25 protein-coding genes are annotated in these 24,600 nt (G+C 71.2%); 12 read left to right on the top strand and 13 right to left on the bottom strand.

Annotation, left to right across the window (positions count from 1 at the left end):
• Positions 1-10: 10 nt before the first annotated feature.
• Positions 11-1,201, top strand: a complete 1,191-nt coding sequence (gene dprA / locus ACW9J6_RS02400) for a DNA-processing protein DprA (protein WP_457114831.1) — start codon at positions 11-13, stop codon at positions 1,199-1,201.
• 117 nt (positions 1,202-1,318) lie between these two features.
• On the opposite strand, the gene ruvX is transcribed toward dprA, so the two are convergent.
• Positions 1,319-1,816 carry a Holliday junction resolvase RuvX gene (ruvX, locus tag ACW9J6_RS02395; protein WP_457114830.1) on the bottom strand — a complete coding sequence of 166 codons (498 nt, stop codon included), beginning with the start codon at positions 1,814-1,816 and terminating at the stop codon, positions 1,319-1,321.
• Positions 1,817-1,866: 50 nt separating this feature from the next.
• Here ruvX and ACW9J6_RS02390 point away from each other — a divergent pair, with 50 nt between their 5' ends.
• The 7 genes from ACW9J6_RS02390 (at position 1,867) to gatB (ending at position 7,703) form a co-directional block, all read left to right on the top strand.
• Positions 1,867-2,577, top strand: a complete 711-nt coding sequence (locus ACW9J6_RS02390; RefSeq protein WP_457114829.1) for a metal-dependent hydrolase — start codon at positions 1,867-1,869, stop codon at positions 2,575-2,577.
• A gap of 245 nt (positions 2,578-2,822) precedes the next feature.
• Positions 2,823-3,377 carry a hypothetical protein gene (locus ACW9J6_RS02385; RefSeq protein ID WP_457114828.1) on the top strand — a complete coding sequence of 185 codons (555 nt, stop codon included), beginning with the start codon at positions 2,823-2,825 and terminating at the stop codon, positions 3,375-3,377.
• The gene (locus ACW9J6_RS02380) at positions 3,371-3,793 is read left to right on the top strand and encodes a DUF4431 domain-containing protein (protein ID WP_457114827.1); all 423 of its coding nucleotides are present in this window, start codon (positions 3,371-3,373) and stop codon (positions 3,791-3,793) included. Before ACW9J6_RS02385 ends, ACW9J6_RS02380 begins: the two co-directional genes overlap by 7 nt.
• Positions 3,794-3,883: 90 nt before the next feature.
• The gene (gene gatC / locus ACW9J6_RS02375) at positions 3,884-4,171 is read left to right on the top strand and encodes an Asp-tRNA(Asn)/Glu-tRNA(Gln) amidotransferase subunit GatC (protein ID WP_457114826.1); all 288 of its coding nucleotides are present in this window, start codon (positions 3,884-3,886) and stop codon (positions 4,169-4,171) included.
• A 37-nt stretch (positions 4,172-4,208) separates the two neighbouring features.
• Positions 4,209-5,702 carry an Asp-tRNA(Asn)/Glu-tRNA(Gln) amidotransferase subunit GatA gene (gene gatA / locus ACW9J6_RS02370; protein WP_457114825.1) on the top strand — a complete coding sequence of 498 codons (1,494 nt, stop codon included), beginning with the start codon at positions 4,209-4,211 and terminating at the stop codon, positions 5,700-5,702.
• Between the two features lie 4 nt (positions 5,703-5,706).
• Complete coding sequence (locus tag ACW9J6_RS02365; protein WP_457114824.1) at positions 5,707-6,006, top strand: hypothetical protein; 300 nt, start codon at positions 5,707-5,709, stop codon at positions 6,004-6,006.
• A 224-nt stretch (positions 6,007-6,230) separates the two neighbouring features.
• Positions 6,231-7,703, top strand: a complete 1,473-nt coding sequence (gene gatB / locus ACW9J6_RS02360) for an Asp-tRNA(Asn)/Glu-tRNA(Gln) amidotransferase subunit GatB (RefSeq protein WP_457114823.1) — start codon at positions 6,231-6,233, stop codon at positions 7,701-7,703.
• Positions 7,704-7,809: 106 nt separating this feature from the next.
• Here gatB and ACW9J6_RS02355 read toward each other — a convergent pair whose 3' ends face one another.
• The gene (locus ACW9J6_RS02355; protein ID WP_457114822.1) at positions 7,810-8,706 is read right to left on the bottom strand and encodes an outer membrane protein; all 897 of its coding nucleotides are present in this window, start codon (positions 8,704-8,706) and stop codon (positions 7,810-7,812) included.
• A 217-nt stretch (positions 8,707-8,923) separates the two neighbouring features.
• On the opposite strand from ACW9J6_RS02355, the gene ACW9J6_RS02350 reads away from it, so the two are divergent.
• The 3 genes from ACW9J6_RS02350 to ACW9J6_RS02340 all read left to right on the top strand — a co-directional run bounded on the left by ACW9J6_RS02350 (position 8,924) and on the right by ACW9J6_RS02340 (position 12,073).
• Positions 8,924-9,232, top strand: coding sequence for a hypothetical protein (locus ACW9J6_RS02350; RefSeq protein WP_457114821.1), 309 nt, complete (start codon positions 8,924-8,926; stop codon positions 9,230-9,232).
• A gap of 221 nt (positions 9,233-9,453) precedes the next feature.
• Positions 9,454-10,893 (top strand): DEAD/DEAH box helicase, encoded by a 1,440-nt coding sequence (locus tag ACW9J6_RS02345; protein WP_457114820.1) that lies wholly within the window; start codon positions 9,454-9,456, stop codon positions 10,891-10,893.
• Positions 10,894-11,014: 121 nt separating this feature from the next.
• The gene (locus tag ACW9J6_RS02340) at positions 11,015-12,073 is read left to right on the top strand and encodes a GGDEF domain-containing protein (protein WP_457114819.1); all 1,059 of its coding nucleotides are present in this window, start codon (positions 11,015-11,017) and stop codon (positions 12,071-12,073) included.
• A gap of 578 nt (positions 12,074-12,651) precedes the next feature.
• Here the strand turns inward: ACW9J6_RS02340 and ACW9J6_RS02335 are convergent.
• Both ACW9J6_RS02335 and ACW9J6_RS02330 read right to left on the bottom strand, forming a co-directional pair.
• Complete coding sequence (locus ACW9J6_RS02335; protein ID WP_457114818.1) at positions 12,652-13,032, bottom strand: HesB/IscA family protein; 381 nt, start codon at positions 13,030-13,032, stop codon at positions 12,652-12,654.
• Positions 13,033-13,137: 105 nt separating this feature from the next.
• On the bottom strand, positions 13,138-14,940 hold the full coding sequence (locus ACW9J6_RS02330; RefSeq protein ID WP_457114817.1) for an ABC transporter transmembrane domain-containing protein: 1,803 nt from the start codon (positions 14,938-14,940) through the stop codon (positions 13,138-13,140).
• A gap of 140 nt (positions 14,941-15,080) precedes the next feature.
• Between ACW9J6_RS02330 and rpmE the strand changes: the two genes are divergently transcribed.
• On the top strand, positions 15,081-15,329 hold the full coding sequence (gene rpmE / locus ACW9J6_RS02325) for a 50S ribosomal protein L31 (RefSeq protein ID WP_457114816.1): 249 nt from the start codon (positions 15,081-15,083) through the stop codon (positions 15,327-15,329).
• A gap of 606 nt (positions 15,330-15,935) precedes the next feature.
• Here rpmE and rcdA read toward each other — a convergent pair.
• The 9 genes from rcdA to metA all read right to left on the bottom strand — a co-directional run bounded on the left by rcdA (position 15,936) and on the right by metA (position 24,596).
• Positions 15,936-16,472: a protease adaptor protein RcdA gene (gene rcdA, locus ACW9J6_RS02320; protein ID WP_457114815.1), complete on the bottom strand. Its 537-nt coding sequence runs from the start codon at positions 16,470-16,472 to the stop codon at positions 15,936-15,938.
• Positions 16,473-16,929: 457 nt separating this feature from the next.
• Positions 16,930-17,145: a hypothetical protein gene (locus tag ACW9J6_RS02315; RefSeq protein WP_457114814.1), complete on the bottom strand. Its 216-nt coding sequence runs from the start codon at positions 17,143-17,145 to the stop codon at positions 16,930-16,932.
• A 94-nt stretch (positions 17,146-17,239) separates the two neighbouring features.
• Positions 17,240-17,815, bottom strand: coding sequence for a GbsR/MarR family transcriptional regulator (locus tag ACW9J6_RS02310; RefSeq protein ID WP_457114813.1), 576 nt, complete (start codon positions 17,813-17,815; stop codon positions 17,240-17,242).
• A gap of 15 nt (positions 17,816-17,830) precedes the next feature.
• On the bottom strand, positions 17,831-17,941 hold the full coding sequence (locus ACW9J6_RS02305) for a DUF2474 family protein (RefSeq protein ID WP_457114812.1): 111 nt from the start codon (positions 17,939-17,941) through the stop codon (positions 17,831-17,833).
• Positions 17,941-18,948, bottom strand: coding sequence for a cytochrome d ubiquinol oxidase subunit II (gene cydB / locus ACW9J6_RS02300; RefSeq protein ID WP_457114811.1), 1,008 nt, complete (start codon positions 18,946-18,948; stop codon positions 17,941-17,943). Before cydB ends, ACW9J6_RS02305 begins: the two co-directional genes overlap by 1 nt.
• A 10-nt stretch (positions 18,949-18,958) precedes the next feature.
• Positions 18,959-20,395, bottom strand: a complete 1,437-nt coding sequence (locus tag ACW9J6_RS02295) for a cytochrome ubiquinol oxidase subunit I (protein ID WP_457114810.1) — start codon at positions 20,393-20,395, stop codon at positions 18,959-18,961.
• An 882-nt stretch (positions 20,396-21,277) separates the two neighbouring features.
• Entirely contained in the window at positions 21,278-22,255 is a 978-nt protein-coding gene (locus ACW9J6_RS02290; protein ID WP_457114809.1) for an NADPH:quinone oxidoreductase family protein, read from the bottom strand.
• A 74-nt stretch (positions 22,256-22,329) separates the two neighbouring features.
• Positions 22,330-23,652: a lipopolysaccharide biosynthesis protein gene (locus tag ACW9J6_RS02285; protein WP_457114808.1), complete on the bottom strand. Its 1,323-nt coding sequence runs from the start codon at positions 23,650-23,652 to the stop codon at positions 22,330-22,332.
• The gene (metA, locus tag ACW9J6_RS02280; protein WP_457114807.1) at positions 23,649-24,596 is read right to left on the bottom strand and encodes a homoserine O-succinyltransferase MetA; all 948 of its coding nucleotides are present in this window, start codon (positions 24,594-24,596) and stop codon (positions 23,649-23,651) included. The genes ACW9J6_RS02285 and metA overlap by 4 nt, the downstream gene beginning before the upstream one ends.
• Positions 24,597-24,600: the final 4 nt, after the last annotated feature.

The following is a 24,600-nucleotide window of genomic DNA, read 5'->3' as shown; positions in this document are numbered from 1 at the left end:
GGACCCGCGCGTGAACCTCACCGACGCTCAGCGTCTCGACTGGCTGCGGCTGATCCGGTCCGAGGGAATCGGGCCGCGGACGTTCCGAGGACTCGTGAACCGCTTCGGCGGGGCGGGGCCGGCCTTGGAGGCGCTGCCCGACCTCGCCCGCCGCCGCGGCAAGCCGATGCGGATCATCAGCCGGGCGGAGGCGGAGCGCGAGATCGCCGACGCGGCGCGGCTCGGAGTGCGCTTCGTGGCGCTCGGCGAGGAGGCCTATCCGGCTCCGCTGCGCGCCACCGACGACGCCCCGCCGCTCCTCGCGGTGCGGGGCGAGGCCGCGATCCTCGCCCGTCCCTGCGTCGCCCTGGTCGGGTCCCGCAACGCCTCGGCGGTGGGCATGGCCTTCGCCGAGCGCCTCGCCCACGCCTTCGGGGCCGAGGGGATCGTGGTCGTGTCCGGCCTCGCCCGCGGCATCGACGCGCGCGCCCACGTCGCCGCCCTCTTCTCCGGGACGATCGCGGTTCTGGCGGGCGGCCACGACCGCATCTACCCGGCCGAGCACGAGGACCTGGCCAAGCGCATCCTCGACCAGGGCGGCGCGCTCGTCGCCGAGATGCCGCTCGGCTGGGAGCCGCGCGGGCGCGACTTCCCCCGCCGCAACCGCATCATCTCGGGGCTCTGCCTGGGGACGGTGGTGGTGGAGGCGGCGCGCCGCTCGGGCTCGCTGATCACGGCCCGCTTCGCCCTGGAGCAGGGCCGCGAGGTCTTCGCGGTGCCGGGCTCGCCGCTGGATCCGCGGGCGGAGGGCACCAACGACCTCATCCGCCAGGGCGCGACGCTCTGCGGCGACCCGGATCACGTGCTCTCGGTGCTGGCGCCCCTCGTCTCCGGCGGCAAGGCGCCCGGGGGCGCCGAGGACGGCGAGCGCCCGCCGGAACCGGCCCTCTACTGGGACGAGACCGACTTCTTCGAGCCCCTCCTCGAAGCCGCCGAGCCGGCGACCACCTACGAGGCGCCGGAGAGCGGCCCGGAGCCGGCCGGGCGGGCGCCCGACGAGCGCGACCGACTCCTCGATCTGCTGGGGCCGGCCCCGATCGGCATCGACAGTCTGGCCCGTCAGGCCGGATTGCCGGCGCGCATCATCCAGAGCCTGATGCTGGAACTCGAGCTCGACGGACGGGTGCTGCGGCATCCGGGCGGGACGGTGTCGCGGCGCTAGCCGGGGTCCGGGCCGGCGCAGTGCGAGCGCGGGGCTCCCAGTGCGATCCGCCCGGCTTCGCCTCGCCGGTGAACAACACGGGCCCGACCGGCGCTCGGCACCCCGAGGCGGCGCCGCTCACGATGAGGAAGGATCCTCATCCTCCTCCTCCAGCCCCGCCAGCACGTCCAGGCATCCTTGCAGGATGTAGGCGGCCGCGAGCTTGTCCACGAGTTCGCTCCGGCGCGCCCGAGAGGCGTCGGCCTCCAGCAGCGTACGGGTGACAGCGGCGGTGGAGAGGCGCTCGTCGAAGAGCAGCACCGGCAGGGGCAGGATCGGCGCGAGGTTGCGCACGAAGGCGCGGGTCGATTGCACCCGGGGACCCTCGCTGCCGTCCATGTTGAGCGGCAGGCCGATCACGAGCCCGCCGACCCGGTGCGCGGCGGCGAGCGCCGCGAGGCGCTGCGCGTCGGGCGTGAACTTGACCCGCCGGATCGTCTCCAGCGGCGAGGCGATGCGCCGGCCCACATCCGAGAGCGCGATCCCGATCGTCTTGGTGCCGAGGTCGAGGCCGAGCAGGCGCGCGCCGCCCGCCCGCGAGGATTCGGCGAATTCCGCGAAACGCTCCCGGTTCACGGGCGCCGCCGGGGCTTTAAGTACGGGGCGTCCATCCGGGAGACCTCCTCATGCGCATCACCTGGTTCGGCCACTCGGCCTTCCGCCTCGATTTCGGCGACAGCCACGTCCTGATCGATCCGTTCTTCACCGGCAACCCGGCCTTCGAGGGCGGGGACGACGCCCGCGCCAAGGCAACCGAGGGCGCCACCCACATCCTGATCACCCACGGCCACGGCGATCATGTCGGCGACACCCTCGCCATCGCCGGCGAGACCGGCGCCAAGGTGGTGACGAACTACGACCTCTGCATGTGGCTCGCCTCGAAGGGGCTCACGCAGTTCGATCCCATGAACACGGGCGGCACCACCGACCAGGGCGCGTTCCGGGTGACGCTGGTCCGCGCCGACCACTCGGCCGGAATGAGCGAGGCCGGCGTCACCGTTCCGCTCGGCCTGCCCAACGGCGTGATCGTGCGGGCGCCCGGCGAGCCGACCGTCTACCACATGGGCGACACCGACATCTTCGGCGACATGGCTCTGATCCAGGAGATCTACCGCCCGGACATCCTGATCGTGCCGATCGGCGATCGCTTCACCATGGGCGCGGAGACCGCCTCGCTCGCCGTGCGGAAGTTCTTCGCCCCGCGGGCGGTGATCCCCTGCCACTACGGCTCCTTCCCGATCATCGCGCCGACCGCCGACGCCTTCGTGGCGGCCCTCGACGGCAGCGGCGTGCAGGTGGTGGTCCCCCACAAGGGCGTGCCGGTGACGATTGGCTAGGGGCGCATCCGGCGGCGGGGATCCCGCCTGGTCTCTGAACCGGCGGAAACGTCAGGGGCCCGGCGCGGGGCGGTACCCGACGCCGGGTCCCGGTGCCGCGCTCCTGTCGCCAGGCGTCAGCGGCGACCCCGCGGGCCAGTCGTGCACAACCGCCGCCCCTCTTAAGGTTAACGGAAGGTTGACGTGGCCAGGACGAATGCGGAGCGTTAACTCGGTGTTTACCCTGACAGGACCGAGGCCGCCCCGTGCTCCCCTTCTCCCTGGCAACGTCGCTGTCCGTCCCGCCGGAGACATCCGGGCGTAACCCCGCGGCGTGGCAGAGTCTGGACATCGACGGGACACTCGCCCCGCTGCGCGGGCGGCTCCCGCGGGCGATCGGCCGCTTCGCGAAAGCGCCCGGCGCCGCCCGCGGACGCACCCGCGTTCCCCACGGCGCGATCGTCTCCCTGGCGCCCACCCCCATTCCGCCGCGCCCGGCGAACCGGGTGTCTTCCCCCGCGCCGCGCCGTCTGCGCATCCCCTTCATCGCGTTGATCGGCATCGCGACCGGCGGCGCGCAGCGCGATGCCGTCCGGCCGCCGCATCCGCCACGACAGGCGCCACCGAAGCCCGCGCGGCGCGGCATGCCGCGGCGCCACAAGTTGATGCTCGCGCTCGCCGCCGAGGTGCTGCTCGCCGGATCCGCCCGGGCCCGCCAGACCTTTCGCGAGCCCGCCGTCCTGATCGAGGATCCCGGCCGGCCCGACCGGAAGATCGCCGTGCGCGCGGCCCCGATACCGACTCTGCCGGCTCGGTGCTGACCCTTCGCGGCGGAGCGTTCCCGATCGCCGCGGCCTGCTGCCTCCTCGGCGCGGGGGGGGCCGATGCCGCATACCTGGGCTACGAGCATCCGGTCGCGGTCGAGGGCCGTCTCGTCTGGCGGACATGTCCGGGCCGGCCGAATGACGAGAGCGTCGCGGCGGGGGACGAACCCGAGCGCGTCCCGATCCTGATCCTCTCGCGGCCGGTCTGCACGACCGGGGGCGATCCTGCCGATCCCGGCGCGGCGCCGCTCGACGCTCTCCGCCGCGTGCAGGTTCCGGCGCTGCCCCCTGCCATCCCCCGCCCGGCCGGACAGCGGGTGCGGCTGAGCGGCACGCTCGTCGCCGCCCATACGGGCCACCACCACGCCCCGCTGCTTCTGGAGCCCGGCGCGCGGTTGCGCCCCGCGCCCTGATCCCCTGCCGTTGCGACGGCGCGAAAGCCGGTGCTATAGCGCCCGGCGAGCGGCCGGACGGGCCGGTTCCTCCACGCGCAGCGGGGTTTCATGTCGGTCGACGCGCAGACGGTTCGGCGCATCGCGCATCTGGCGCGCATCGCGGTGAGCGACGCGGAGGTGCCGCCGCTCCAGGACGAGCTCAACGCCATCCTGGCCTTCGTGGAGCAACTCGGCAGCGTCGACGTCTCGGGCGTCGAGCCGATGACCTCGGTCACCCCGATGGCGATGAAGAGCCGCGAGGACGTGGTCACCGACGGCGGTTACGCCCGCGAGATCGTCTTCAACGCGCCCCTGACCGAGGACAACTACTTCCTGGTCCCGAAGGTCGTCGAGTAGCGGCCGGCAGCGCCCGCGGGCGGCGAGGATTTTCGACGTGAGCACGATTCCGGCAGACCTGACCGACCTCACCCTGGCGGAGGCCCGCGACGGGCTGCGCCAGAAGCGCTTCTCCGCCCGCGAGATCGCGCAGGCGCATCTCGACGCGGTCGAGAAGGCGCGCGCGCTCAACGCCTACCTGATCGAGACGCCCGACCGGGCGCTCGCCATGGCGGAGGTGGCGGACCGCAAGATCGCCGCCGGCGAGGCGCGCCCGCTCGAAGGGCTGCCGCTCGGCATCAAGGACCTGTTCTGCACCCACGACGTGCCGACGACCGCGGGCTCGAAAATACTCGAAGGCTTCCGGCCGCACTACGAGTCGACGGTCAGCCACAACCTCTGGCGCGACGGCGCCGTGATGCTGGGCAAGCTGAACCTCGACGAGTTCGCCATGGGGTCGTCCAACGAGACCAGCGCCTACGGCCCGGTCGTCTCACCCTGGCGGCGGCGCGGCTCGGACGCCAAGCTGGTGCCGGGCGGCTCCTCGGGCGGCTCGGCGGCGGCGGTCGCGGCGCGGCTCTGCCTCGGGGCCACCGCCACCGATACCGGCGGCTCGATCCGCCAGCCCGCGGCCTTCACCGGCACGGTCGGCATCAAGCCGACCTACGGGCGCTGCTCGCGCTGGGGCATCGTCGCCTTCGCCTCCTCCCTCGATCAGGCCGGGCCGATCGCCCGCACGGTGCGCGACAGCGCGATCCTGCTCGCCTCGATGGCGGGCCACGATCCCAAGGACACGACGAGCGTGGACCGGCCCGTGCCGGATTACGAGGCGGCGGTCTCGCGCGGGGTGAAGGGCCTGACGATCGGCATCCCCAAGGAGTACCGCGTCGACGGGATGCCGGCCGAGATCGAGCGGCTCTGGCAGCAGGGGGCCGAGTGGCTGCGCGCGGCCGGCGCCCGGATCGTCGAGGTCTCGCTGCCGCACACGCGATACGCCCTGCCGGCCTACTACATCGTGGCCCCGGCCGAGGCCTCCTCGAACCTCGCCCGCTACGACGGCGTCCGCTACGGGCTGCGCGTCGAGGCGAAGGACATCGTCGGGATGTACGAGCAGACCCGCGCGGCGGGCTTCGGCCGCGAGGTCAAGCGCCGCATCATGATCGGCACCTACGTGCTCTCGGCGGGCTACTACGACGCCTACTACGTGCGCGCCCAGAAGATCCGCACCCTGATCAAGCGGGACTTCGAGACCGTCTACGCGGACGGGGTCGACGCGATCCTGACCCCCGCCACCCCGTCGGCGGCCTTCGGCATCGGCGAGAAGCAGAATGCCGACCCGGTCGAGATGTACCTCAACGACGTCTTCACCGTGACGGTGAACATGGCCGGGCTCCCGGGCATCGCGGTGCCGGCGGGGCTCGACGGGCAGGGCCTGCCCCTCGGCCTCCAGCTGATCGGCCGGCCGTTCGACGAGGAGACCCTGTTCGCGGCCGGCCAGGTGCTGGAGGAGGCCGCGGGCCGGGTCCAGCTGCCGCCGCGCTGGTGGGCGTAAGCGGGTGACGGTCCCCTACTACCCGCCTGCGGTCTGGCTGATGGCCGGGCTCGACCCGGTCCTGATCGGGCTCGCGCTCTATCTCGGCTGGAAGGCGGACCAGTTCGGCAAGCTGTTCATCGTCGCCATCGTGGCGCTGGCGGTGTCGGTTCTGGTGTCCTGGGCGATCACCGGGATCGGGATCCCGTGGCCGGCGCCGATCGGACACGACCTGCCGACCTTCTTCCCCGTGCGCACAGCGGCGGCCTTCCTGTGGGCGCTCCTCGCCTACGCGGCGCGGCGGGTCGCGGCGCGTCGGACCTGACGCGCTTGACCGGGCAGACCACCCCTCCTTACTAGGCGCGGGATCCCCTCTCCCGTGCGGGAGAGGGGTAGGGGTGAGGGTCCAGGTGGTTCAGCAAGATGTCTGAACCGTCCCGCTGCCAGCACGACGCGGAGAGCCCCATCCGGAAGGGTCCGGGACCCTCACCCCTGCCCCTCTCCCGTACGGGAGAGGGGGAGCCGCGCGAGACTCGGAGATTCTTCGTCATGAACGCTCCCGTGAACCCCAAGAAGCTGATCAAGGGCGCCTTGGGCGACTGGGAGGTGATCGTCGGCATGGAGATCCACGCCCAGGTGACGAGCCGGGCGAAGCTGTTCTCCGGGGCCTCGACCACCTTCGGATCGGAGCCGAACGACAACGTCTCGCTCGTCGACGCCGCGATGCCCGGCATGCTGCCGGTCATCAACCGCGAATGCGTGGCGCAGGCGGTGCGCACCGGGCTCGGGCTCAAGGCCGAGATCCACCACCGCTCGGTATTCGACCGCAAGAACTACTTCTACCCGGACCTGCCCCAGGGCTACCAGATCAGCCAGTACAAGAGCCCGATCGTCGGCGAGGGCGAGGTGCTGGTCGACCTGCCCGACGGCGAGACGATCCGGGTCGGGATCGAGCGCCTGCACCTGGAGCAGGATGCGGGCAAGTCCCTGCACGACCAGCACCCGAGCCTCAGCTTCGTCGACCTCAACCGGTCGGGCGTGGCGCTGATGGAGATCGTGTCGAAGCCCGACCTGCGCTCGTCCGAGGAGGCCAAGGCCTACGTGACGAAGCTGCGCACGATCCTGCGCTACCTCGGCACCTGCGACGGCGACATGGAGAAGGGGAACCTGCGCGCCGACGTGAACGTGTCGGTGCGCCGGCCCGGCGAGCCCCTCGGCACCCGCTGTGAGATCAAGAACGTCAACTCGATCCGCTTCATCGGCCAGGCGGTCGAGGTCGAGGCCCGCCGCCAGATCGCCATCCTGGAGGATGGCGGCCGGATCGACCAGGAGACCAGGCTCTACGATCCCAACCGGAATGAGACGCGCTCGATGCGCTCCAAGGAGGAGGCGCACGATTACCGCTACTTCCCGGATCCGGATCTGCTGCCGCTGGAGATCGACCAGGCCTTCATCGACGGGCTCGCGGCCGGGCTGCCGGAACTACCCGACGCGAAGAAGGCGCGCTTCGTCGCCGATTACGGGCTCTCGGCCTACGACGCCACGGTGCTGGTGGCCGAGCGCGCGGCCGCCGACTACTTCGAGGCGGTGGCCAAGGGCCGCGACGGCAAGGCCGCGGCGAACTGGGTGATCAACGAGCTGTTCGGCCGCCTCAACAAGGAGGGGCACGGCATCGAGGACTCGCCGGTCTCGGCCGCGCAGCTCGGCGCGATCATCGACCTGATCGGCGACGGCACCATCTCGGGCAAGATCGCCAAGGACCTGTTCGAGATCGTCTGGAGCGAGGGCGGCGATCCGCGCCAGATCGTCGAGAGCCGCGGCCTCAAGCAGGTGACCGATACGGGCGCGATCGAGGCGGCGGTCGACCAGATCATCGCGGCCAACCCCGACAAGGTCGAGCAGGCCAAGGCCAAGCCGACCCTGCTGGGCTGGTTCGTCGGCCAGACCATGAAGGCGACGGGCGGCAAGGCCAACCCCGCCGCCGTCAACGCGCTGCTGAAGGCCAAGCTCGGCATCGAGTAGGGGGCGGGCACCCTCCCCTCCCGGCGCGGCGACGCGACGCTGCAACGAAAGAGCCCGGCCTGTCGGCCGGGCTCTTCGTCCTGATCGGGGAGTGTTCGGCCGAAGCCTAGTAGGTGCCGAACTTATAGTTCAGGCCGGCGCGCACCACCGCGAACTCGGTGTTGCGGCGCTGCAGGCCGTTGACCACGACCACGCCCGGGCTGGCCGTGGTGATGAGCGTACCGGCATTGTTGACCGCGAAGGCCCCGTTGAGGCCGTTGCCGCGATCGAGGTTCACGTAGAGGCCTTCGACCTTCAGCGTCACCGCGTTCGACTTGAAGAAGTTCAGGAACGAGTCGGTGGGCAGGGCGTACTCGACGCCGCCGCCGGCGGTCCAGCCGGTCTGGAAGTCGTCGCGGTTGGCCAGGCCGAAGTTCGACCCGCCGCCGCCGCCGTAGGCGAAGCCGCCGGTGGCGTACACGAGGGTGCGGTCGAAGGCGTAGCCGAGACGGCCGCGCACCGTGCCGAAGTAGTCGAGACCCGACAGGCCGTTCGGGTTGAACACCTGCTGGGCGGCCAGGCCGGTGCCGACCAGAACGGTGTTCGGAGCGGCGCTGTTCACAACCGTGAAGCGGTTCCGGTCACGGCCGAAATCGGCGTACTGGGCGTCCGCCTCAATGCCGACCACGACGCCCGAGCCCGGCGTGAACTGGTAGTTGTAGCCGACCTGGCCGCCGCCGACGAAGCCGTCGGTGCTGCGGCTGTTGTTCGAGAAGCCGACCACCGCCGTGGTGCCGTTCGGCACGAGGCCGGTGCGGGGATCGACGCCGAGCACGGTCGCATTCTTGTTGCTGCCCGTGCCGAAGCCGTAGCCGGCGTTGAACCCGGCGTAGAAGCCGGTCCAGGTGAAGACCGGCACCGGGGTGAAGACCGGCGGCGGGGCCGCGCGGCGCGGCAGATCGGCCGCCGAGGCGGCGGCGGTCAGGCCCGCGAGGGCCACGGTGGAGAGGAGGATCTTCTTCATACGCATGGTCCTATTGGCGAGTGCCGGCGCGGTGTCCGTTACCGGCCTCACGTCCGGTCCGTCGCTGTTCCGCAACGTGTGTCGGGAATAGCCCTCGACCCCTCAACAAAAGGTGAAGCACCGGTTGGGCGATCAGCGCGAAACGCGATGACCTCGATTACTCTGAATTAACCTTAAGCCTTGATGATCGTGATGTCTTCGAGCGAATGCCGAGCCCATGGCGACCGAACCCGTTCAGACCCGCCCCGACGCGCATCTCCCCGTGACCGCCGGATCCTTCTCGACCGAACCCGCGCGGACAGCCGGCGGCGCGCCGCGCCACGCCTTGCTGATGCAGACCGGCAGGGCCGCGCTGGTGATCACGATCCTCTCGGTGACCGCCGCCCACTTCATGGCCGCCCGCACCCGCCCCGGCGCGGGCCGGGTGGCCACGGCCGCCCTGCCGGCGGATCCGGAGACAACCGGGTCCTTCGGGCTCAAGGCCGATCTCCGGCTCGATCCCTGCGCGGTGGCGGGCGGGCGCTGAGCCCGCACGGGGATTGTGGCAACTCGGCCCCTTGACAAAGCCGGTTCCATCGGGCGTGTCCGACCGGCCGGCGCGATCACCCGCGCCGCAGCAATGGCAGGCTCGCCCGCACTCGTCTCGGGCGTGGAGCGGGCGCGAAACTTCCTTTCGTCCGGGCCGTTGCCGCGACGGACATTCCCCGCGCCGGTAGCCCGGCCCGCGCGCAACGGTTCTCACTCCTGATGTCATTTGCCGAACTCGGTCTGAGCGAAAAAGTCCTGCAGGCGGTGTCCGCGGCCGGCTACACCACGCCGACGCCGATCCAGGCCCAGGCGATCCCGCACGTGCTCGCCCGCCGCGACGTTCTCGGCGTCGCCCAGACCGGCACCGGGAAGACGGCCGCCTTCACGCTGCCGATGCTGACGCTCCTGGAGCAGGGGCGCGCCCGCGCGCGCATGCCGCGCACGCTGATCCTCGAACCGACGCGCGAACTCGCCGCGCAGGTCGTGGAGAATTTCGAGCGCTACGGCACCAACCACAAGCTCAACGTCGCCCTGCTGATCGGCGGCGTCTCCTTCGCGGACCAGGACGCCAAGATCACCCGCGGCGTCGACGTGCTGATCGCCACGCCCGGCCGCCTGCTCGACCATTTCGAGCGCGGCAAGCTGCTGCTGACCGGGGTCGAGCTTCTCGTCATCGACGAGGCCGACCGGATGCTCGACATGGGCTTCATCCCCGACATCGAGCGGATCGTGAAGCTGGTGCCGTTCACGCGGCAGACCCTGTTCTTCTCCGCCACGATGCCGCCCGAGATCCAGCGGCTGGCGGACGACTTCCTGCACAACCCGGTGCGGATCGAGGTGGCGCGCCCGGCCTCCACGGCCTCGACCATCGAGCAGCGGCTGGTGGCGACGGGCGGCGAGGGCCACCAGAAGCGCAAGACCCTGCGCGGGCTGATCCACACCGCGCAGGAACTGCGCAACGGCATCATCTTCTGCAACCGCAAGCGCGACGTCGCCCAATTGCAGCGCTCGCTCGCCAGCCACGGCTTCAACGTCGCCGCCCTGCACGGCGACATGGATCAGCGCGCCCGCATGGCGGCCCTGGACGCCTTCCGGTCGGGCGAGGTGCCGCTGCTGGTGGCGAGCGACGTGGCGGCCCGCGGCCTCGATATCCCGGCGGTGAGCCACGTCTTCAACTTCGACGTGCCGCACCACGCCGAGGATTACGTGCACCGGATCGGCCGGACCGGCCGCGCCGGCCGCAGCGGCAACGCCTTCACGCTGGTCGCCCGCGGCGACGAGAAATCCCTGGCGGCGATCGAGAACCTGATCGGCCAGCCGATCCCCTGGGCGGACGGTGATCTCGCCGCCCTTCCCGCGGAGGAGGAGGGCGAGCCCCGCGAGCGTCGCGTCCGGGAGCGCGACGGCCGCTCGAAGCGCGGCGAGCGGGGACGGCGCGGCCCCACCGAGCGGACCGAGCGCAGCCCGCGGCCGCCCCGCACGGAGGAGCGGGTCGCGGAAGCGCCCAAGGCGCCGCGCCGCGAGGAAAGGTCCCGGACCGCGGCGTCGCGCCGACGCGACGATGACGCGATGCCGGAGGCCGAGATCGGTCTCGGCTCGCATGTTCCGGCCTTTCTTCTACGCCCGGTTGTCCTGAAGAAATCGAAGGATCGCGAGTAGCCCGAAAGTCGAGACGGATTTCCCGGCTGCGCCGCCCTGCTTTAACGCCTTCTCCACTCGAATCCGGTAGACCCGGGACAGCGATCGGACTTCGGGGTCCGGTGGTGCACGGAGAAGGCGGATGCACGACGTGTCCCGAGCCGACACGGACCGGAGTTTCGCGGTCGGCCAGAGGGCGATCGAGCTCATGAAGGCCTACGGGTCTTCGGCCTGCCCGCGCAGCTACGCCGTCTGGTACACCTACGTGTCGGGGCACCAGCCCCTCCTGAACGAGGCGGTGAAGCGCCTGACGACCGAGCACGGGGCGCTCCACGACGACGCCATCGACGTGCTCTACGACACCTACATCGATTCCCGCCGCCACACGGTGGAGACGGAGCGCGCCGGCACGGGGCTGCTCGGCGAGATGGAGCAGGTTCTGGAGATCCTGGACGTGGCGCTCGGGTCCACGGCCCGCTACGGCGCCTCGCTGCAGGCCTTCAGCAAGGACATCGTGGAGCCCACGGTCACGCGCGGCCGCCTGAGGGAGCTGGTGTCGTCCCTGGTGGCGGCCACGCGGGACGTGACCGCCAACAACCGGACCCTCGAGGCGCGGATGCGCGAGAGCCGGCAGGAGATCCAGTCCCTGCACGAGACGCTGGAGGCGGTCCGCGTCGAGTCGCTGACCGATCCTCTCACCGGCATCGGCAACCGCAAGCTGTTCGAGCAGGCCCTGCGCGACGCCGTCACGGGCGCCGCGACCGGGGAGCCGACCTCCCTGATCATCCTCGACATCGACCATTTCAAGCGCTTCAACGACATGTACGGCCACCTGACGGGCGACCGCGTCCTGCGCCTCGTGGCGCTGACGATGCGCGAGATGGTGGATTCCGGCGTCACGATCGCCCGGTTCGGCGGCGAGGAATTCGGCGTGATCGTCCCGCGGGGCGGCACCGCCGTGGCGGTGGATCTCGCGGAGCGCATCCGGTCGAGCGTGATGGGGCGGGAACTCGTGAAACGGTCGACCGGCGAGTCGCTCGGCCGCGTCACCGTCTCGGTCGGGGTGGCGGCGCTCCGCCCGGACGACACGGCGGTCTCGCTCCTCGAACGGGCCGATCAATGCATGTTCGCGGCCAAGCGCGCCGGTCGCAACCGCGTCGTCACCGACGACGGGATGCCGGATCTCACGCAGGTCGCCTGAGCACGGTCACCGGTTCAGTGCGTTCGGACATCTCGACTGCGGGGCGCGGGGCGCGTTCGGTCCAAGGCACATTTTCTCTTGGATAAGCCTTCTGGGCTGCTTCGAGGCCGCTGCGCGGCACCTCAGCATGAGGATTGTCGCGCACTCCAGCCGTGGTCGTTCGATGAACTGGATAGCACACGGCAGCCCGAGTGAGAGAGGGACCGAAGCGATCGAAGATGGCTCAGGGTGGCTCGGTCTCAGGATTGAACTCTGAGAGCCTGTTTTACCTGCCCACCTGCTGAACGGATTTGGAAGACGCAGCACTCCTCATGCTGAGGTGCTCCGAAGGAGCCTCGAAGCACCCCAGAACAGCGCATCCCAGGCGCCTTGACATGGATCTCGGTTCCGGGATGCTTCGAGGCCGCTGCGCGACAGCTCAGCATCAGGAGCGTTGCGCGCTCCAAGCGTATCGATCCGCTTACGAAGCGTATCGCAGCCGGCAGCCCACGCGGGAGAGAGCGGTTTCCCGCGCCGCGATCCGCAAAACCGGGCGCTTGATCTCACCGCAAAGGCCATGCCCCGCGGGCGGGTTCGCTTCAGACGCCGGCCTGCTGCAGCGCCTCCGGCTTCACCGGCGTGATCGCGACCGATTCGCCGCAGCCGCAGGCCGAGGTCTGGTTCGGATTGTTGAACACGAATTGCGAGGCGAGCTTCGTGGTCTGGAAATCCATCTGGGTCCCGAGCAGGAACAGCACCGCCTTCGGGTCCACGAAGACCGCGACGCCGCGATCCTCGACCACGTCCTCGCCGGGGCGGCGCTCCTCGGCGTATTCCATCGTGTAGCTCATCCCGGCGCAGCCGCCGTTCTTCACGCCGACGCGAACGCCGGCGATCGGCCGCTCCGCGGTCGCGATGATCCGCTTGATGCGATCGGCGGCCGCCTCGGTCAGCGACATCACCTTGAAACTCGTGGGCATCCGTTCTCTCCAGCAACCGGGTTCAAGGCCCGGGCGGTTGAGGGTTGGTTCGTGGCCTGCGGAAGATAAGCACGCGCCGCGTCCCGGTCCACCGTGGCGGTGGCGTCAGACGGCGACGAGCCGCGCCCGCGCCTCACCGCCGGCATCGCCGAACTGCAGCGCCGCGAGCTGCGCGTAGAGGCCGCCGCGGGCGAGCAGGCCCTCGTGCGTCCCCTCCTCCACCACGCGGCCCTCGTCGAGGACCAGGATCCGGTCCGCGGCCCGGATCGTGGCGAGGCGGTGGGCGATCACCAGGGTGGTGCGCCCGCGCATCAGGTCGTCGAGGGCGGCCTGGACGGCGCGCTCGCTCTCCGCGTCGAGAGCGGAGGTGGCCTCGTCGAGCAGCAGGATCGGCGCATCCTTCAGGATCGCCCGGGCGATCGCGATGCGCTGCCGCTGCCCGCCCGAGAGCGTCACGCCGCGTTCGCCCACCAGGGTCGCGTAGCCCTGCGGCAGCGCCCGGATGAAGCCGTCCGCGTGGGCCTGGACGGCCGCCCGCCGCACCGCCTCCTCGTCCGCCCCCGGCCGCCCGTAGCGGATGTTGTCGAGGACGCTGCCGCTGAACACCGTGGGGTCCTGCGGCACCAGGGACAGGCGGGCCCGCAGGGCCTCCGGATCGACGGCCGAGACCGGAACGCCGTCGACCCGGACCTCCCCGGCCTCAGGGTCGTAGAAGCGCAGCAGGAGCTGCAGGACCGTGCTCTTGCCCGCGCCCGAGGGCCCGACCAGGGCGACGCGCTCGCCCGGCGCGACGCGGAAGCTGAGATCGTGCAGCGCCACGCGCTCCGGCCGGGTCGGGTAGGCGAAGCGCACGTGATCGAAGGCGACCTCGCCGCGGGGCGGCTCCGGGAGGAGCGCGGGCGAGGCGGGCGCCGCGATGGAGGGGGCGGTGCCCAGGATCTCCCCGAGCCGCTCCGCGGCGCCCGCCGCCAGGGTCAATTCGCCGTAGACCTCGGAGAGCTGGCCGAGCGCGCTCGCGCCGAAGACCGCGTAGAGGACGAATTGCGAGAGCTGGCCGGCCGACATCGTCCCCCGCGTCACGCCCTGCGCGCCGTACCAGAGCACGCCCACGACGCTCGCCGAGACGAGGAAGATCGCGACGCCGGTGAGCAGCGCGCGGGCGCGCGCCGAGGCGCGGGCGGCCAGGAAGGCGTCCTCGGAGGCGGCGGCGAAGCGCGCGGCGGTCGCCGGCCCCATGCCGAAGGCCTGCATGATGCGCACCGCCGACACCGCCTCGGTAGCGTAGGCCGAGGCGTCGGCGAGGCGGTCCTGCGCGGCGCGGGACCGGCGCCGCACGCCCCGGCCCGACAGGATCAGCGGGAAGACGATGACCGGGATGGCGGCGAGCACGAGGACCGAGAGCCGCGGGCTCGTCCAGACCATCATGCCGACCGCGCCGAGGAACAGGACCGCGTTGCGCAGCAGGATCGACAGCGAGACGCCGAAGACCGACTTCACCTGCGCGGCGTCCGCGGTGAGGCGCGAGACGAGTTCGCCGCTGCGCGCCGCATCGAAGAAGGCGGGATCGAGGCGCGTGAGCTGCGCGAAGACGGCGGCGCGCAGGTCAGCGATGACCCGCTCGCCCAGCGTCACGACGAAGTAGTAGCGGGCCGCGCTCGCCAGCGCCAGGACGCCCACCACCCCGATCAGCGCCCCGAAATAGGCGTCGATGAGGGCGGCGCCCTCCTGCGAGAAGCCGAGATCGATCACCCGCCGGATGGCGATGGGCACCACGAGCGTCGCGCCCGCCGCCGCCACCAGGGCCACGAGGGCCGCGGCGACGCGGCCGCGGTAGCGCATCGCGAAGGGGACGAGCGGTCTCAGCGCGCCCAGAGGCGCCCGGGAGCGGGCTTGTGCATCAGAAGCCATGAGTTGCGTGTGAATCCGTTAGCTGCGCTTGTTTGGCGCCGTCGGGTGAGGTATAGGCCGCCGCTCATCCGATTACGCGCGATCAATGGCCGCGGCCCACAGCGGAGCGTTTGGGGGCGGGCCGCATCGAGGATTACGTCATGGCGAAGACCGCTGCCAAGAAGGGCACCGAGCATCCCGACTACCACTTCATCAAGGTGGTGATGACCGACGGGACGGAGTACACGACCCGGTCGACCTGGGGGAAGGAGGGCGACACCCTCAACCTCGACATCGACCCCACGACCCACCCGGCCTGGACCGGCGGCGAGCAGAAGCTGATGGACCGCGGCGGCCGCGTCTCGCGCTTCAACTCGCGCTTCGGCAACCTCAGCTTCGGCAAGAAGTAAGGGCTGCGGGCGCCGGCGCGGCGCCCTCTCCGAACGCGACATCCCGCAACGCAAGAACCCCGGTCGCGAGGCCGGGGTTCTTGCGTTACGGAGTGCGATGCGCCCCTTCCCCGAATGGGCAACCGTGTGCACACATCTTACGTAGAGCCATAAAAGCGTTCTACTGCAGTCGATTACAGGTGATCGCAAGGTGTATCGCGGGATTCCCTCTCCCGTGCTGGTTTGCGGGTTCACATGACGGGTCGTGCGCATGGCCTCTCCCCGCGTGCGGGGAGAGGGTCGAGCCCCCCTTGCAGGGGGCGAGACGAGGCGGCAGCCGATGGTGAGGGGGCGGCGCAGGATGAAGCTCCTCCGGAACCTCACCCTCGCCCTGCGGGCTCGCTGCGGACCCGACGAGGGGTCCGCAGCCCTCTCCCCGCACGCGGGGAGAGGAGAGACCCGCGCCTGATCCGGCGAAAGGTGAATGAGTAAGCCGGTCCGGGGGAGGGGTTCCCCACGCCGCACTCACCGCGTCATGCGCTCGAATAAGCGATTGCCTTATAACAGCTGTTCGATCGCGGTGTGCACACGGTAGCCCGCATCGGGGCGAAGGCCGCTGTGCCGGCTTCAGTGCGCCGCCCGGAAAGCCGCGCGGAGCATGTCCTGCTGGGCGAAGACCGGGCTCTCGCGGGGGGCCGGCGTGGGGCGGTCGTCGGAGATCAGGCTGTCGAGGTGGCGGATGCGGGCGTGCAGGCGCTTCGCGTGGTCGATCAGCGCCTGCAGGGAGAGCGGCAGCTCCGCCACCGCCGCGGGCGACATCTCGGGGGACGTCTCGCCCGCACTCAGCCGCACCCGGGTCTTCTCCTGCTGCGCCTCGCTGAGGGTGAGTTCCCCTTCCGAGACGGCGCGCTGGACCAGCAGCCAGGACGCGATCTGCATCAGCCGCGTCGTCAGGCGCATGCTCTCGCTCGCGTAGGTGAGCGCCGCGTGACGGGACAGGAGGCGCGATTCGTCGCGGCCCGGACCGTCGAGATAGGCCGCCGTCTCCTCCACGAGCGTCATGCCCTCGCGGAACAGGCTGCGGAACGCCTCGGAGGCCACGAAGGTCTCGCCGAAATTCACGGTGTCGCGCGCATCCCGAAACATCACGTCCATCTCGACCATGGCCCCTTCTCCGTCCTCGGACTGGAACGACCGTCCCGCTTCGGAACAGCGTCCCCTGCTTCGGTCCCGACGTCGCAACTCTAGCGCCGTCGGCGCGGCCGCGCCCGGGTAACGATGCATTAACCCTAACGACAACGCGCGGCGGGGCGGCTTGCTCCCGTGCCCGGGGGGTGCCCGGACGCGCAAAAAGAAAGCCGCCCCGAGGGGCGGCTGATGAGTCGTACAGGGAGGCATCAAACAGAGTGGACAGAGACCACTCGACATCCAGAAAGCTGGACGGCTCCGGTTATCGCTCGGAAAGCTTAAAAAATGGTTAACGGCATGTTTCGCCGCAGGCGTTTCGGCAACCTTGACCGCGGCTTGACCTTGGGACCAGCCCGGAGAGAGGTGCCGACGAAAAATCCCCTCCCGACGGGCGGGAGGGGATCGCGGCCGTCGCAGCCCCGGGGGCGGCGGGCTAGCCGGCCCGCACCTCCGTGGGCCGGGCGGGCACGAGGAGCGGCTGAGCGCCCTTGCCCGGGGCATCGTTGTAGGGCGCGTTGTAGCAGCGGCGGACCGAGGCCCAGTAGGCGTCCCGCTCCGCCTGCGGCAGGCGGCTGAGCGCCGCGTTCAGCGCGGCCTCGCCCGCGGCGAGGTCCGTCTGGTCCGGAATGGCGTGATCGATGGAAGGCATGCCCGTTAGCGTCCGAGCGTTGAACCCGGCGCCCCTTCTGCCACAACCGCGGCCGTCCCGCACCGGTTTCGCAGGTGCAGCATGCCGCACCTCATCAATCGGGGGATTTCGGGGGACGCCGCCGGCCCGCGGCGCCGAGCATCCGGTCCGTCGCCGCGAGCACCTTCTGGACCCGGGCGCCCAGGCGCAGGAGCTGGACCAGACGGTCCGTCTCCAGGCGCCGCACATCGGCGTACCAGTCGGCGAACAATTCGAAGAGGTCGTGCATCTCGGCGAGGCGCGCCTGGGCGTGCCGCTCCTCCTCCGAGCGGGGCTCCTGCATCAGGATCTCGCGCAGCATCGTGAGCGTCGGGTCGACCTCGCGCTTCTTGCGCTCCTCGACCAGCGTGCGGACGATCTGCCAGAGATCCTCGGGCGTCGAGAAGTAGTCGCGGCGGTCGCCGGGCACGTGCTGCAGGCGCACGAGGCTCCAGGCCTGCAGTTCCTTGAGGCCCATGCTGACGTTGGAGCGCGACAGCCCGAGCCGCTCGACGATCTCGTCGGCGTTGAGGGCGCGCTCCGCGACGAAGAGCAGGGCGTAGATCTGGCCGACCGTGCGGTTGATGCCCCAGCGCGAGCCCATCTCGCCGAAATGGAGCACGAAGGTCTGGACCAGGGGCGGCAATTGCATGGAACGGGCTTCGCCTCAGACGGCCTTGAGCCAGGTGCGCAGGACGAGGGCCACGAAGCCGAGCCCGACGACGCTCGCTCCGTAGAGCGCGGCGAACCAGAGCAGCCGGCGCCAGAGCGGGGCCATCAATGGTAGCCCGCCGAATCGACCTTCCCGCGGAACACCCAGTAGGAATAGGCGGTGTAGGCCAGGATGATCGGGATCAGGACCGAGGCCCCGACCAGCATGAAGATCTGGCTCGACGCCGGCGCGGCGGCATCCCAGATCGTGACGCGGCCGGGCACAACGTAGGGGAAGATGCTGATCCCGAGGCCGATGAAGGACAGCAGGAAGAGGCCGAGTGCGATCAGGAACGGCGCCCGCTCCGCGCCCCGGTGCAGGGCGCGGAAGTAGACGAGACTCGCGATCAGGACGAGGAGCGGCACCTGCGCGGTGACGAGCACGTTCGGCATCGCGAACCAGCGCTGCCAGTAGCGGCCCTCCAGGAGGGGCGTGGCGGCGCTGACGAGGAAGATCGCCAGGATCGTGGCGACGCCGAGCCCCACGGAGAGGCGGCGCGCGCGATCCTGCAGCGCCCCCTCGGTGCGCATCACCAGCCAGGTGGCACCCAGCAGCGCGTAGCCGCAGGCGAGGCCGAGGCCGACGAGGAGGCTGAAGGGCGACAGCCAGTCCCACCAGCCCCCCGCATAGGCCCGCCCTTCGACCGCGATGCCCTGGAGCATGGCGCCGAGGGCGATGCCCTGGGCGAGGGCCGCGACGGTCGACCCGGCCGTGAAGGCGAGGTCCCAGAAGGCGCGGTGGCCCGGGTCGCGCCAGCGGAACTCGAAGGCCACGCCCCGGAAGATCAGCCCGAGCAGCATCGCGATGATCGGGGCGTAGAGGGCCGGCAGCAGGATCGCGTAGGCGAGCGGGAAGGCCGCGAACAATCCCCCTCCCCCGAGGACCAGCCAGGTCTCGTTCCCGTCCCAGACCGGGGCGACGGAGTTCATCGCGGTGTCGCGCTCCTCGCCCGGGCGGAAGGCCGGGAACAGGATGCCGATGCCGAGGTCGAACCCGTCCATGACGATGTAGGCGAACACCGCGAAGGCGATCACGAAGGCCCAGACGACGGTGAGATCGATGCTCTCTGCCACGCCCCCCTCCTCATTCGGCCGGCTGCAGGGTGCGGTCGGGATGGACCGCGGGGGCCGGCGTGATGCCGGCGGTGCGGATCGGAACGCCCGGCTCGATCCCGGGCTCGCCGTGATGGGGCGGCTTGCTCATCAGGCGCAGGATGTAGAGCACGCCCATGGAGAACACCGCGAAGTAGATGAGCACGAAGGCCACGAGCGAGCCGGCCACGGCCGGGGCCGAGAGCGGCGAAGCCGATTGCGCGGTGCGCAGCAGGCCGTAGACCGTGAAGGGCTGGCGGCCGACCTCGGTGGTGATCCAGCCCGCCACCACGGCGACGAAGCCCGCCGGTCCCATCGCGAGGGCGAAGCGGTGCAGGAGCGGCCACTCGTAGAGCCGGCCGCGCAGCCGCGCGAACAGGCTGAGGAGCCCCAGCGCCAGGATCAGGAAGCCGAGCCCGACCATCACCCGGAAGGACCAGAACACCACTGGCACCGGCGGCCAGTTCTCCCGCGGCACCGTGTCGAGCCCCTTCAGGGGTGCGTCCGGATCGTGCTTGAGGATCAGCGAGGACAGCTTCGGGATCTCGAGCGCGTAGTCGACCCGGCCCGCCTCCTGGTTCGGCAGCCCGAACAGGATCAGCGGCGCGCCGGCCGGATGGCTCTCGAAATGGCCCTCCATGGCCATGACCTTGGCGGGCTGGTGCTCCAGGGTGTTGAGGCCATGGGCGTCGCCGGCCGCGATCTGGACCGGCGCCACCAGCGCGGCCATCCACATCGCCATCGAGAACATGGTGCGGGCGCCCTCGTTGGGGCCGGAGACCGCGGCCAGCCGATCGCGCAGCAGGTGCCAGGCCCCGACCGCACCGACCACGAGCGCGGTCGTCAGGTAGGCGGCGAGCACCATGTGGACGAGGCGGTACGGGAAGGAGGGATTGAAGACGATCGCCCACCAATCCTGCGGCACGAACTGCCCGGCCGCGTTGGTCGCGTAGCCCTGCGGCGTCTGCATCCAGGAATTCACCGACAGGATCCAGAAGGCTGAGAAGAAGGTCCCGACCGCCACGGCGAGGGTAGCGAGGAAGTGGAGGCGCGGCCCGACCTTGCTCATGCCGAACAGCATCACCCCGAGGAAGCCCGCTTCCAGGAAGAAGGCCGAGAGCACCTCGTAGGCCATCATCGGCCCCAGCACGGGTCCGGCCTTGTCGGAGAAGACCGACCAGTTCGTGCCGAACTGGTACGACATCACCAGCCCCGAGACGACGCCCATGGCGAAGGCCACGGCGAAGATCTTCACCCAGTACTTGAAGAGGTCGAGGAAGACCGCGCGCCCGGTGGCGAGCCAGAGCCCTTCGAGCACCGCGAGGTAGCTGGCGAGCCCGATCGAGAAGGCCGGGAAGATGATGTGGAACGCCACCGTGAACCCGAACTGGATCCGGGCCAGGAGCAGCGCGTCCAGGGACGACAGCATGACGAACCTCCGTTCGGAGTCGGCGCCTGGGCGTGTTATGGTCTTTTCAGAAATTCCTGAAAAGACCGCACGGCCGCGGCCGCTCGCCGCGAGGGGGGCGGGTTGCCGGGCGTGGCGCGGCTGCGCGGGCCGTCCCCCTGGCCGGCACGGCGATGAGGGGCCGATGCGAGGCGCTTCTCCCCTCGCCCGCGTGGGCTTATTCATTCACACTCTGCCGGATGAGGCGCGGGTCTCTCCTCTCCCCGCGTGCGGGGAGAGGGCTCTGCCGACCTTGTTGTCGGCAGAGCAAGCCCGAAGGGCGAGGGTGAGGGGGCGGTTCCGGAAGAGCCTCATCCTGCGCCGCCCCCTCACCTTCGGCTGCCGCCTCGTCTCGCCCCCGACAAGGGGGGCTCGACCCTCTCCCCGCACGCGGGGAGAGGGCATGCGCACGACTCGCAGTGTGAATCCGCAAGCCCGCGTGGGAGACGGGATCCCGTGCCATGCTCGGATACTGAAGAGTTTTCGCCGGCGCGGCGGACCCTGGCGGATGAAACCAGGAAGCACCTGCTTCATCACGGGCACTCCCCTTTTCCGGACGACTGCAGCGCCAGCGGAAGGAGATCCGGAATCCAGTACAGGAATCGCCGCGAAGCGGCTCTGAATGCCAGCACCGTTGCCGACAAGCAGACGCTTCGCGGAGTCTTGCGCTGGTTTCCGGGTCGCATTCCGCTGGCGCTGCATGCGCCCGGAAAAGGGGGAAGTCGAATGTGACTTCCGAACCATCTGGCCGGCCCGCGAGCTGGTTTCTCTCGAGGATCGGAATTCGCTCGTTCTGCTTGGTGAAGCTGCTTTCTGCGAGCGCTCGGATTCCTCCGAGCAGCCGGTCCGCAGAGAGAGCAGGGATCACACGGGCCGCAGCAGCACCTTCCCGACCGCCTCGCGCCGCGACAGCACGCCCAGCGCCTCGGCGGCCCGCTCCAGCGGGTAGACGCCGTGGACCTTCGCGGTGAGGCGGCCCTCGGCCACCATGGCGAGCAGGCGGGCCTGGTTGCGGGCGTGGCCCTCGGGCTCGTTCTTCAGGAAGCCGCCCCAGAACACGCCCTGGACGTCGATGCCCTTGAGGAGAACGAGGTTGAGCGGGATCTTCGGGATCGGCCCGGCGGCGAAGCCCACCACCAGGAACCGGCCCTTCCAGTTGAGGGAGCGCAGGGCCGGCTCGGAGAAGTCGCCGCCCACCGGGTCGTAGACGACGTCGATGCCGGCGTCGCCGCCGAGCCGCCGCAGCCCCTCGCGCAGGTTCTCCCGGGAATAGTCGAGAAGCAGGTCGGCCCCGTGCGCGCGGGCCGCCTCCAGCTTGTCCGCGGAGGAGGCGCAGGCGATCACGCGCGCGCCCATGGCGTGGCCCAGCTCCACCGCCGCGAGGCCGACGCCGCCCGAGGCGCCGAGCACCACCAGCGTCTCGCCGGCCTTCAGCGCCGCCCGGTCCTGCAGGGCGTGGAGAGAGGTCCCGTAGGTGACCGTGAGGCCCGCCGCCTGCTCGTCGCTGACCCCCTCGGGGATGCGGCTCAGCGCCTCGCGGCGCGCCACGATCCGCTCGCGGCAGGCCCCGTAGCCGAGATGGGCGATGACCCGGTCTCCCGGTGCCAGATCCGCGACATCCGGCCCGAGCGCCTCGACGATCCCGGCGGCCTCGGCGCCGGGGGAGAAGGGCAGGTCCGGCTTCACCTGGTACTTGCCGGCGATGATCAGCGTGTCGAAGAAGTTCAGTGCCGCCGCGGTCACCCGGACCAGCACCTCGCCGGGTCCGGGCACCGGATCGGGCAGGTCCTCGATCACGAGGGTCTCCGGGCCGCCGAGCGTCTTGCACAGGAGTGCCTTCATCACCGTCCCTCCCCGTGCCGCCCGTCCGGCGGCTCGACCCCTGCCTGCGGCAGGACGAGACGGCTGGCAAGCGCTCAGGCCGCCCGCGGCACCAGGGAGAGGGCGTCGGTGCGGATCTCCCCGAGCCGGTTCAGCGTGAGGGCGGTGGCGAGGATCCAGGCGGCGTAGCTCGCCAGCACCGCGCAGGCGGCGCCCGTGACGCCGAAGGCCGGCGTGAGCACGAGGTTGGCGCCGACGAGCACCGCCAGGGCGAGCACGCAGAGCCGCGCGTTGAGGCCCTGCGCGCCGGTGAGGGTGAGGAGATGGGCGCTCGGCCCCGCGGCCGCGCGCAGCACCTGGCTGCCGACCAGGATCGCCAGGGCCGGGGCGCCCTGGCGGAACTCGGGCCCGAACAGGGCGAGGAGCGGTTCGCCCGCGACGAGGACGAGGAGCAGCGCCGCCAGGGTCGCGGCGGCCGGGAGCAAGATGGATCGGCGCACGAGCCGGCGCATGGCCGGATGGTCGCCCGCGCGGCGCGCATCGGCGAGATCGGGCACGGCCACCTGCTGGGTCACCTGCACCACGTAGCCGACGAGGAGCGCGAGCTTCAGGCAGAGGCCGAACACCGCCACCTCGCTCTTGGCCAGGAAGGGCGTCACGCAGAGGATGCCGACATCCGCGAAGATATTGATGTAGATCGACAGGAGGACGAGGGAGCGCGCCTCGCCCCGCCAGCGCCGCACGAGGCGGCGCTCGGCCCCGCCCGGCGGGCGCCGCTCCGGTAGGTGCGGCGCGAGGAGGCGGACCTGCACGGCCGCGATCAGCACCGTCAGGCCGGTGAACAGGCCCGTCACGGCCGCGCCCGAGGCGTCGGGCCGGGCGAGGTGCAGCCCGACCACCAGCACCAGGAAGACGAGTGGCCGCACGATGCCCTCGGGCACGTAGCAGAGCCCGAACAGCCGCATGGCGCCGGCGAGATTCGTGAACAGCGTGAGGCTGGTATTGGCGAGCACGAGCAGGGCCGCGGAGAGGCCGCAGAGCCGCGTCGTGGCGTCGAGGCCGGGGACGAGCAGGCTGAGCGCCGCGATGATCACCGCGAAGGCGAGCGCCGTCCCGAGGCTGTCCCGGGTCGCGCGGGTGACGAAGGCCGCGTAGAGCGCGCGGCGGGAGGGAGCGCGGTAGCGCGCCGCGAAGCGCGAGGCGATCTGGGTATAGCCCTGGGTCGCCAGCAGGGCCGCCACGATCGCGAGGCTGGTCGCCGCGTAGTACAGGCCGAGGTCGTGGGCGCCCACGCAACGCGCCAGGAAGGCCTGGGCCAGGAAGCCGAACCCGGCCCCGCCGAGCCGGATCGCCGCCAGGGCCGCCGAGCCGCGCAGCAGCCGCGACGCCCGCGCCGCGAGGGACGCCCGGGCGGTCACGGCCGGTCCACGGCGCCGGCCGCGACGCTCGCCCGCGTCGCCACGAGCGCGAGCCAGTTCCGGAACAGCCCGGCCGCGACCGGCGGCCAGGACGGGTCCGCGGGCGCCGCGACGGCCGGAGGCTCGCCGGCGAGGGCAGACCGCGCGTAGGCGTCCAGCGCCGAGGCCGTGGCGGAGCCGAAGTAGTGGGCCGGCAGGTCCGGAGGCTCGTCCCGCTCGCCGCTGCGGAAGCGGGCGAGATCGCGGCGATATTCCCGGGCGAGGCTGTCCGGATCGTATTCCGGGTGGCCCTGCAGGAAGACGAGGAGGCTCGGCCCGGGTTTCACGAAGAGGTCGACCCCCGCCTCCTCGGAGCGGGTGAGGACCGCGTAGCCCGCCGCCGCGAGGTCGGCCTCGGCGAGGTCGTTCCAGCGCGAATGCGGCACCGGCAGGTCGGCCGGCAGACCGGCGAGCAGCGGATGGGCCGCGACCGCGCGGCAGGCGAAGACCCCGGCGCGCTTGCGCGCCATCCGGCGGCGCGGAATCCCGTCGAGATGCAGCACGGCCGCGTGGGCCGCGAGGCAGGAGAACAGGGTCGAGACCGTGTGCAGCCGCGCCCAGTCGATGGTGCGGGCGAGCGCCGGCCAGTAGGGCTCGTCGCGCAGGTCGGCCGCCCTCGGTTCGCAGCCGGTGACGATGAGCGCGTCGAGGCCCGCCCCCTCCATGGCATCGGCCGGGGCCGAGAGCGGCGCGAGGAAGTCCCGCGCCTGCGGGCCCCGCGCGATCTCCGGGAGGTGGAAGCGCAGCAGCCGCGCCTGCCCGCCGACGAGGCGCGCGAATTGCCGGTCGGTCGCGGCCAGCGCCGCGTCCGGCATGTTGTTGAGGAGGCCGACGGTCACGCGGTCGCGGGCGGGGCGGCGCCCGGGGGCGGCACGGGCCTGCGGGGCGGCGACGGGCTGGAGCATCGTC

The sequence above is a fragment of the Methylobacterium sp. JK268 genome (assembly GCF_054052225.1).
This window is presented reverse-complemented; position numbering and strand designations above follow the sequence as displayed.

Excerpts from the sequence above, each read along its gene's own strand:
- ACW9J6_RS02355 (WP_457114822.1), bottom strand. The coding sequence starts at position 8,706 with ATGAAGAAGATCCTCCTCTCCACCGTGGCCCTCGCGGGCCTGACCGCC.
- ACW9J6_RS02310 (WP_457114813.1), bottom strand. The coding sequence starts at position 17,815 with ATGCAATTGCCGCCCCTGGTCCAGACCTTCGTGCTCCATTTCGGCGAG.
- gatC (WP_457114826.1), top strand. The coding sequence starts at position 3,884 with ATGTCGGTCGACGCGCAGACGGTTCGGCGCATCGCGCATCTGGCGCGC.
- gatB (WP_457114823.1), top strand. The coding sequence starts at position 6,231 with ATGAACGCTCCCGTGAACCCCAAGAAGCTGATCAAGGGCGCCTTGGGC.
- ACW9J6_RS02335 (WP_457114818.1), bottom strand. The coding sequence starts at position 13,032 with ATGCCCACGAGTTTCAAGGTGATGTCGCTGACCGAGGCGGCCGCCGAT.
- ACW9J6_RS02305 (WP_457114812.1), bottom strand. The coding sequence starts at position 17,941 with ATGGCCCCGCTCTGGCGCCGGCTGCTCTGGTTCGCCGCGCTCTACGGA.
- ACW9J6_RS02315 (WP_457114814.1), bottom strand. The coding sequence starts at position 17,145 with ATGCCTTCCATCGATCACGCCATTCCGGACCAGACGGACCTCGCCGCG.
- ACW9J6_RS02390 (WP_457114829.1), top strand. The coding sequence starts at position 1,867 with ATGCGCATCACCTGGTTCGGCCACTCGGCCTTCCGCCTCGATTTCGGC.
- rcdA (WP_457114815.1), bottom strand. The coding sequence starts at position 16,472 with ATGGTCGAGATGGACGTGATGTTTCGGGATGCGCGCGACACCGTGAAT.
- ACW9J6_RS02345 (WP_457114820.1), top strand. The coding sequence starts at position 9,454 with ATGTCATTTGCCGAACTCGGTCTGAGCGAAAAAGTCCTGCAGGCGGTG.
- metA (WP_457114807.1), bottom strand. The coding sequence starts at position 24,596 with ATGCTCCAGCCCGTCGCCGCCCCGCAGGCCCGTGCCGCCCCCGGGCGC.
- ACW9J6_RS02330 (WP_457114817.1), bottom strand. The coding sequence starts at position 14,940 with ATGGCTTCTGATGCACAAGCCCGCTCCCGGGCGCCTCTGGGCGCGCTG.
- ACW9J6_RS02350 (WP_457114821.1), top strand. The coding sequence starts at position 8,924 with ATGGCGACCGAACCCGTTCAGACCCGCCCCGACGCGCATCTCCCCGTG.
- ACW9J6_RS02290 (WP_457114809.1), bottom strand. The coding sequence starts at position 22,255 with ATGAAGGCACTCCTGTGCAAGACGCTCGGCGGCCCGGAGACCCTCGTG.
- rpmE (WP_457114816.1), top strand. The coding sequence starts at position 15,081 with ATGGCGAAGACCGCTGCCAAGAAGGGCACCGAGCATCCCGACTACCAC.
- ACW9J6_RS02295 (WP_457114810.1), bottom strand. The coding sequence starts at position 20,395 with ATGCTGTCGTCCCTGGACGCGCTGCTCCTGGCCCGGATCCAGTTCGGG.
- ACW9J6_RS02340 (WP_457114819.1), top strand. The coding sequence starts at position 11,015 with ATGCACGACGTGTCCCGAGCCGACACGGACCGGAGTTTCGCGGTCGGC.